This window comes from Terrabacter sp. P5_B1 (genome assembly GCF_056400505.1).
The window spans coordinates 1-7,559 of record NZ_JBFULD010000211.1; the positions used below are offsets into that span (position 1 = coordinate 1).

Annotated in this window: 11 protein-coding genes; 10 read left to right on the forward strand and 1 reads right to left on the reverse strand. The window is 70.9% G+C overall.

Going from position 1 to position 7,559, the window contains the following annotated elements:
• Window positions 1-204 (reverse strand): hypothetical protein (locus AC1DP0_RS14785; protein WP_478085368.1); only part of this gene is annotated, 204 nt, incomplete at its 3' end.
• Between AC1DP0_RS14785 and AC1DP0_RS14790 the strand changes: the two genes are divergently transcribed.
• The 10 genes from AC1DP0_RS14790 to AC1DP0_RS14835 all read left to right on the forward strand — a co-directional run.
• Window positions 191-1,336: an Ig-like domain repeat protein gene (locus AC1DP0_RS14790; RefSeq protein WP_478085370.1), complete on the forward strand. Its 1,146-nt coding sequence runs from the start codon at window positions 191-193 to the stop codon at window positions 1,334-1,336. The two genes, AC1DP0_RS14785 and AC1DP0_RS14790, sit on opposite strands and share 14 nt — an antisense overlap.
• A gap of 99 nt (window positions 1,337-1,435) precedes the next feature.
• Entirely contained in the window at window positions 1,436-2,044 is a 609-nt protein-coding gene (gene clsA / locus AC1DP0_RS14795; protein WP_478085372.1) for a cardiolipin synthase ClsA, read from the forward strand.
• On the forward strand, window positions 2,041-3,042 hold the full coding sequence (locus tag AC1DP0_RS14800; protein WP_478085374.1) for a DUF881 domain-containing protein: 1,002 nt from the start codon (window positions 2,041-2,043) through the stop codon (window positions 3,040-3,042). The genes clsA and AC1DP0_RS14800 overlap by 4 nt, the downstream gene beginning before the upstream one ends.
• Entirely contained in the window at window positions 3,039-3,371 is a 333-nt protein-coding gene (locus tag AC1DP0_RS14805; RefSeq protein ID WP_478085376.1) for a small basic family protein, read from the forward strand. The genes AC1DP0_RS14800 and AC1DP0_RS14805 overlap by 4 nt, the downstream gene beginning before the upstream one ends.
• 2 nt (window positions 3,372-3,373) lie before the next feature.
• On the forward strand, window positions 3,374-4,294 hold the full coding sequence (locus tag AC1DP0_RS14810) for a DUF881 domain-containing protein (RefSeq protein ID WP_478085378.1): 921 nt from the start codon (window positions 3,374-3,376) through the stop codon (window positions 4,292-4,294).
• 172 nt (window positions 4,295-4,466) lie between these two features.
• Window positions 4,467-4,856, forward strand: a complete 390-nt coding sequence (gcvH, locus tag AC1DP0_RS14815) for a glycine cleavage system protein GcvH (protein ID WP_478085382.1) — start codon at window positions 4,467-4,469, stop codon at window positions 4,854-4,856.
• A gap of 158 nt (window positions 4,857-5,014) precedes the next feature.
• Window positions 5,015-5,485, forward strand: coding sequence for an FHA domain-containing protein (locus AC1DP0_RS14820; RefSeq protein ID WP_478085384.1), 471 nt, complete (start codon window positions 5,015-5,017; stop codon window positions 5,483-5,485).
• Window positions 5,482-6,225, forward strand: a complete 744-nt coding sequence (gene ftsR / locus AC1DP0_RS14825) for a transcriptional regulator FtsR (protein ID WP_478085386.1) — start codon at window positions 5,482-5,484, stop codon at window positions 6,223-6,225. Before AC1DP0_RS14820 ends, ftsR begins: the two co-directional genes overlap by 4 nt.
• A gap of 41 nt (window positions 6,226-6,266) precedes the next feature.
• Window positions 6,267-6,788, forward strand: a complete 522-nt coding sequence (locus AC1DP0_RS14830) for a bifunctional nuclease family protein (protein ID WP_478085388.1) — start codon at window positions 6,267-6,269, stop codon at window positions 6,786-6,788.
• A gap of 198 nt (window positions 6,789-6,986) precedes the next feature.
• A partial coding sequence (locus tag AC1DP0_RS14835; protein WP_478085390.1) for a MerR family transcriptional regulator occupies window positions 6,987-7,559 on the forward strand: 573 nt, incomplete at its 3' end.

Sequence of the window (7,559 nt, forward strand, 5' to 3'; positions counted from 1 at the left end):
GTCCGGGGTCGCTGCGACGTCCCCTGCAGGCAGCTCGAGCGCTGCGGTCTCGTGGACCGCCCCGGTGAGCGGCGTCGTCCCTTCCGGGTACTGGGTGGAGCGGACCGACACCGCGACGGGGGTGAAGGCCGCCGCCTGCGCGAGCTCCGCCTCTGCGCTGCTGACCGCGACGTCCTGCTCCGACGGCTCGGTGCCCGACGGCACCTACCGCTACGCCGTGTACGCGGTTCGCTCGGGCTGGACGGCCGTCAGCGCGCCGAGCGCCAACGTGACCGTCCTCCGCACCGTCACGACCAGCACCTCACTCACCTCGTCGGCGAACCCGTCCGTCGTGGGCCAGCCCGTCACCCTCACGGCGACGGTGACCGCCGCGTCCGGCGCGCCCACCGGCTCGGTGGTCTTCCGCGACGCCGGCTCGGCGATCACGTGCTCGGGCGGCAGCCGGACGCTCAGCTCGGGCACGGCGACCTGCGTCGTCGCCTGGCCCTCCGCCGGGACGCGCAGCATCACCGCCGCGTATGCCGGGTCGGCGCCGTACGCGCCGTCGGCCTCTGCCGCGGTGTCACAGTCCGTCGACAAGCGGTCGCAGACGGTCACCTTCACGTCGACCGCGCCCGGCTCCGCCACGGTCGGCGGGGCCTACACCGTCACCGCCACCGCGACCTCCAACCTGACTGTCGCCATCTCGAGCACCACGACGGGCGTCTGCACCGTCTCAGGGTCCACCGTCACCTTCGTCGTCGCCGGCACGTGCACCATCGCCGCCGACCAGGCCGGCGACGCCACCTACGCCGCAGCCCTCCAGGTGACCCAGTCCTTCACCGTGTCCAAGGTTGCCCAGTCGATCTCGTTCACCTCGACCGCTCCGGCGTCCGCGATGCTCGGTGACGCTCCCTACAGCGTGGCCGCGTCGGCGACCTCGGCACTGGCCGTGACCTTCACGAGCACCACCCCGTCGGTGTGCACCGTCAGCGGGACGATGGTCAGCTACGTCGCCGCCGGCACGTGCACCGTCAACGCCGACCAGGCCGGCAACGCGACGTACGCCGCAGCCACCCAGGGGACGCAGTCCTTCCTCGTGACCCCGGTGCCGACGGCGCCGACCGGACTGGCCGTGAACGCCACCTCGAGCAGCGGCACCGCAAGCTGGACTCCGGTCGCCGGCTACAGCTACCAGTGCCAGATCTCGAACCGCAACAGCTCACCCGGATCGAGCTGGGTGGGCTGTACGTCGCCCTACTCATTCCCCCTGGGCAGCGGCGCGCAGACCTTCTACCTTCGTGCGGTCCGGAGTGCGGTTGCGAGCGCGCCGGCGTCCGCCTCCTTCAAGCCGTGATGACGCGCATACGGCCCGCGGCCCCGTGATGTCGGCTGTGTCCGGATCGAGGCCGAGCGGGCGCATCGAGGCCTCCGGCGGCCGGTTAGGCTTGCCGCCGTGGAGATCGAGAAAGTGGGGGAGCCCCAGCACGTCGTGTCGGAGCGCCTGCTGACGATCCCCAACGTCCTGTCGATCCTGCGACTGCTCGGCGTGCCGGTGTTCCTCTGGGCCATCATGTCCGCCCACGACGGGCTGGCGCTGCTCCTGCTGCTCTTCTCCGGCGTCACCGACTATCTGGACGGCAAGATCGCCCGGCAGTTCAACATGGAGAGCCGGCTCGGCGGGTTCCTCGACCCGATCGCCGACCGCCTCTACATCCTGGCGACGCTCTTCGGCCTCATGTGGCGCGACATCATCCCCGTCTGGCTCGTCGTCGTGCTCCTCGCCCGCGAGCTCGTCATGGCGATGATGCTGCTCTACCTGCGCAGCCGCGGCCAGGTCGGACTGCCGGTCCACTTCGTCGGCAAGGCCGCGACCTTCAACCTCCTCTACGCCTTCCCCCTGCTGCTGCTCGCGCACCGGGACGACTGGATCGGTGACCTCGCCCGACCCATCGGGTGGGGCTTCGCGTGGTGGGGCGTCGTCCTCTACTGGCTGGCCGCCGTGCTCTATGCCGTCCACGCACGGATCGTGCTCATCCAGGCTTCCCGGACGGTGACGCCGTGACAGCGCCCAGGCGACCGGACGAGTCGATGACGCTGCTGACCACGATGATGGAGCGGCCACTCGATCCGGGCTACCAGGAGGCCGCGGACCGCCGCGCCGCCGCGGGCCTTCCGCGGGCGACGTCGACCCGCACGATCCTCGTCATCGTGCTCGCGATCCTCACCGGGTTCCTCTTCGCCGTCGCGGCGCAGTCCCTGCGCCCCAAGCCAACGGCGGCCGCCGCCCTCAAGAAGGAGCTCGTCACCCGCATCGAGTCCCTGCAGAAGCACGGGAACGAGCAGGAGGCCAAGGCCGCCGCCCTCGGCAAGCAGGTCCGTGACTTCGAGGCCCTGTCCCTGCAGCAGTCGGGCGGCCCGGACCTCACCGCCACGATCAAGGACCTCGAGGTGCAGGCGGGCGCGGTGCCGCTCAAGGGCCCGGGCGTGACCCTGACGCTCGACGACGCGGCCTCGACGGAGACCGATGCCACCGCAGGCACCCGTCCCAGCGGCGGGTTCCAGCAGGGGCGGGTCACCTCCGGCGACCTGCAGATCATCGCCAACGGGCTCTGGGGCGCCGGCGCTGAGGCGATCTCCATCAACGGCCACCGGCTCAGCTCGACCGCGGCCATCCGGTTCGCCGGCCAGGCCATCATCGTCGACTTCAGACCCCTGACACGGCCCTACGTCATCACCGCCCTGGGCGACTCCCGGGGCATGCAGCAGCTCTTCGAGCCGTCTTTCGCCGGGCTCTACCTCTCGCAGCTGACCGACCAGTACAAGATCCGCTCGGTCATGGCCGGCAGCGACTCACTGACCGTGCCCGGAGACTCCGCCGCACGCCTCGAGGTCGCGCAGCCGGTCGGTCCGCCCGTAGGCTCGCCGACCCCCGGCACGTCAAGGCTGCAGCAGGGCACCAGCACCCCGACGCCGGGCTCGTCACCGAACGCCACCAGCCGAGGCGCCATCCCGGGCACCGGAAGCCCGGCGTCACCCAGCAGTCAGGAGAACCCTTCGTGATCCCAGTTCTCGGCCTTCTGGCCGGACTCGCGGTGGGGCTCTTCCTCGATCCCTCGGTGCCGGTGTGGCTCCAGCCCTACCTGCCCATCGCCGTCATCGCTGCCTTGGACGCCGTGTTCGGCGCCATCCGCGCGATCCTCGACGGCATCTTCAACGACAAGGTCTTCGTCGTCTCGTTCGCGTCGAACGTCGTCGTGGCCGCCTTCATCGTCTTCCTCGGCGACCAGCTGGGCGTCGGGTCGCAGCTCTCGACCGGTGTCGTCGTCGTCCTCGGCGTCCGGATCTTCTCCAACGTCGCCTCCATCCGGCGGCACCTGTTCAAGGCCTGAGCATGGGAAAGCGCAAGAAGGGTCGCCCGGGACCGCCTCCTGCCGTGGAGCCGGACACCCGTGACCTGCCCGCGGACACCGGCGCATCGATGACCGACGAGGCCTCCGCGCCCGTGCCGGTCTTCGGGACCAGCGTGGACGACGGCGCCGAGGTCGACTTCACGGCGTCCGAGGCGGGGGAGACGGGGACGAGCAGGGTCCCGGTCGAGGGGCGGGCCGCGTGGAAGCGCCTGCTCAGGATGAGCTGGCCCCGAGCCACCCGGGCGAACGTGCTCGGCGCCCTGCTCGCGCTGCTCCTCGGTGCCGGCATCGCGGCGCAGGTCCAGCTGACGAACCAGCGTGGCCTCGACGAACTCAGCCAGACCGACCTCGTACGCGTGCTGGACGACATCTCGCTGCGCTCGTCACGCCTCGACCAGCAGGTCCGCGAGCTGGAGTCCACCCGCGACCGCCTCAAGAACGGCACCGGCACCGCGGCCGAGGCGCTCCAGCAGGCGCAGAAGCGCGTCGACACCCTCGGCATCCTCGCCGGGACCCTCGCCGCGAAGGGGCCGGGGATCACGATGCGCATCACCGACCCGACCAACGCCGTGACGGGCCCGATCGTCCTCGACATCATCCAGGAGCTGCGCGACGCGGGTGCGGAGTCCATCGACGTCGGAGGCGTCCGCGTGGTCGCCTCGTCGTTCGTGGGGGACCGCAACGGGCAGATCCAGATCGACGGCGTCACGGTGCCGCGCCCCCTGGTCATCAAGGTGATCGGCGACTCGAAGACCCTGTCGTCAGCCATGACGATCCCGGGCGGCATCGTCGAGTCAGTGCGGCAGAAGGGTGCGGAGGCCGCGGTCACCGAGTCGAGCGTCATCGAGATCACCTCGCTGCACCAACCCACCAAGATGACCCACGCCAAGCCGGTCGAGTGACGCTCGCGGGTCGTGTGTCGTGCCCGAGGACACGCAGTGGGGCCCACTTCCTGCGGGCGCCGCGCTGGCATGGCATCCTCTCAGGTGCCGCCGCATCGTCTGCGGCGACAACGAACAGCAGTACGCGCGGCCRCGACCTCCTGCCCGGGCCGCCCACCGACGAAGGAGCGACATGAGCGAGCTGGACTACCCCTCTGACCTGCGCTACACCAGCGACCACGAGTGGGTCCGCGTCGGCGACGACGGGGTGGTCCGCATCGGCATCACCTCCTTCGCGCAGGACGCCCTCGGCGACGTCGTCTATGTCTCCCTCCCGGCCGTGGGCGACACGGTCACCCCCGGCGACTCGTGCGGCGAGGTCGAGTCGACGAAGTCGGTCAGCGACATCTACGCGCCCCTCGAGGGCGAGGTGACTGCCACCAACGCCGCGCTCGACGCCTCGCCCGAGCTGATCAACTCGGACCCGTACGGCGAGGGCTGGATGTTCGAGCTGCGCCTGGCCGACGCCTCGTCCGTCGAGGGGCTCATGGACGCCTCGACCTACACGGCGTCCTTGCCGTGATCCTGCCCTGATCCCTGCCTTGATCCCTGCCTGATCCCTGCCTGATCCGTGCCGCCCGCCGGGCAGCCGCGCGCCCGTGTCGCACGGCACGCTGTCTCCTGCCCGGGTCAACTAGAGTGGCTGCACCCGAATCCGCCCGCACCACAGAGGAGGACCGCATGTCGAGCGACCTGCCCGACCCCGACGACATGAACGTCGAACCCCGCACCATGCGGTTCCAGGGCGTGCCGTCGCAGGACAGCGACCACGTCGACACCGTCACCCCCCGTGGCCTGACAGCCGAGGACCAGGCCACCATCGAGGCCCTGCGCCCCGGCACGGCGCTGCTCGTCGTGCTCCGAGGGCCCAACACGGGCGCCCGGTTCCTGCTCGACGACCAGCAGGTGGCGGCCGGGCGTCACCCCGACTCGGACATCTTCCTCGACGACGTGACCGTCTCGCGCAAGCATGCGCTGTTCGTCGCCCAGGGCGGTGGCTACGTCGTGCGCGACGCCGGCTCGCTCAACGGCACCTACGTCAACCGGGAACGCATCGACGAGGCCCCCCTGCATCTCGGTGACGAGGTGCAGATCGGCAAGTTCCGCCTCGTGTACTACTCGTCCGGAGCTGCCCAGCACGCAGGCGCATGACCGCTGGCTCGGTCGCGGGTGACGGGACCGCACCCGCACCCGCACCCGCACCCGCTCCTCGACGTCTGACGATCGGCAAGGTCTTGGCAGCCCTGTCCGCGGACTTCCCCGACGTCACCGCGTCGAAGATCCGCTTCCTCGAGGCCGAGGGGCTCGTGCTGCCGCACCGCACCGCGTCCGGCTACCGGACCTACTCGGAGGACGACGTCCGCCGGCTGCACTACATCCTCACCGCGCAGCGCGACCGCTACTGGCCGCTCAAGGTGATCCGTGATGCCCTCGACGCGCTGGACCGGGGGCTGTCGGAGCCGGTCGACGACGCCGGCGGCCGACCACAGCCGCCCGCGCCGAGCGACGACCCGGAGGTGCCGCAGCCGCACGAGCTCCTGCCGCGCCGTGACATCTCCCTGACCGGTCCCGAGCTGCGCGAGGCCACCGGCATCGACCGCGAGACGATGCACGCCCTGGAGACCTACGGGCTGCTCCAGCCCGACGGGCGCGGCCACTTCGGGCACGAGGCGCTGGCGATCGCGGCCGCGGCGCGCACGCTCGCCGGTCACGGTCTCGAGGCGCGCCACCTCAGGCCCTTCCGCACCGCGGCCGACCGCGAGATCGGACTCGTGGACCAGGTTCTCGCGACCCGGCGGGGCAGTGGCACGAGAGAGGATCGCGCGGCCGAGATCGCCTCTGCCTGCATCGCTCTGCACGTCGCGCTCGTCCGCGCGGGACTCGCACGCTGAGGCCCGTCCCCGTCGTCGACAGGCCGGGGTACGGTGGAGGAGTGAGAGAGGTCGATGTCCTGGGCGTCCGCGTCGAGATGCCCACGAACCAACCGATCGTGCTGCTGCGGGAGCGGGACGGCGGACGCTACCTGCCGATCTGGATCGGGGCGGCCGAGGCGGCCGCGATCACGTACGCCCAGCAGGGTGTCGTGCCTCCGAGACCGCTGACGCACGACCTGATGCGAGACGTCCTGGCAGTGCTCGGCCACGAGCTGACCGAGGTGCGGATCGTCGCCCTCAAGGACTCCGTCTTCCACGCCGCGCTCATCATCGACGGCAAGGCCGAGGTGAGCTCCCGCGCCAGCGACGCCATCGCGCTCGCCCTGCGTACGGGCGCGAAGGTTCTCGTGGAGCCCGCCATCCTCGACGAGGCCGCGATCGTCGTGTCGTCCGAGGAGGACGACGAGGTCGAGCGCTTCAAGGAGTTCCTCGACCACGTGTCGGCCGAGGACTTCGAAGGGCCCGCTCCCGAGTCGCAGGGGCCGGGCGACCGGCCGGACCTGCCCGACCGCCCCGACTGAGACGTCCAGAGCTTTACCTTCAGGTAGACGTCGAGGGTTGCACGTGCCTCCCGACACGCCGCCTCGGGGTTGGCCGGGGTGATTGACCGGATCGGGTTCGCGGCCTACCTTCAGTAGAACGACGTCACTGTAGTTATCAGGTTGTCGTCTGCGCGACCGCACCACCGCGGCCCGCAGCCTGAGCAGGAGGAGGACGGCATGGCCGCCATCGAGGACGCGCACGAGTCCGCGCGGGCCGTGCCCGTAGGGTCCCAGGGTCTGCTGTTCACCGACGACCTGCCCGAGCTCAACGAGGACAGCGGCTACCGGGGCCCGACGGCCTGCAGGGCCGCCGGCATCACCTACCGCCAGCTCGACTACTGGGCCCGCACCGGACTGGTGGAGCCGTCGGTGCGCAGCGCCACCGGGTCGGGCACCCAGCGTCTCTACGGTTTCCGCGACATCCTCGTCCTCAAGGTCGTCAAGCGCCTGCTCGACACCGGGGTCTCCCTCCAGCAGATCCGCGTCGCCATCAGCCACCTGCGCGAGCGCGGTGTCGAGGACCTGGCCCAGATCACCCTCATGAGCGACGGCGCCTCGGTCTACGAGTGCACCTCAGCCGACGAGGTCATCGACCTGGTCCAGGGTGGGCAGGGCGTCTTCGGCATCGCCGTCGGACGCGTGTGGCGCGAGGTCGAGGGCGAGCTGGCCCAGCTTCCCAGCGAGCGCGTCGAGGACGAAGCCGCAGTGGACCACCCCGGCGACGAGCTCACCGCTCGCCGTCAGGCCCGC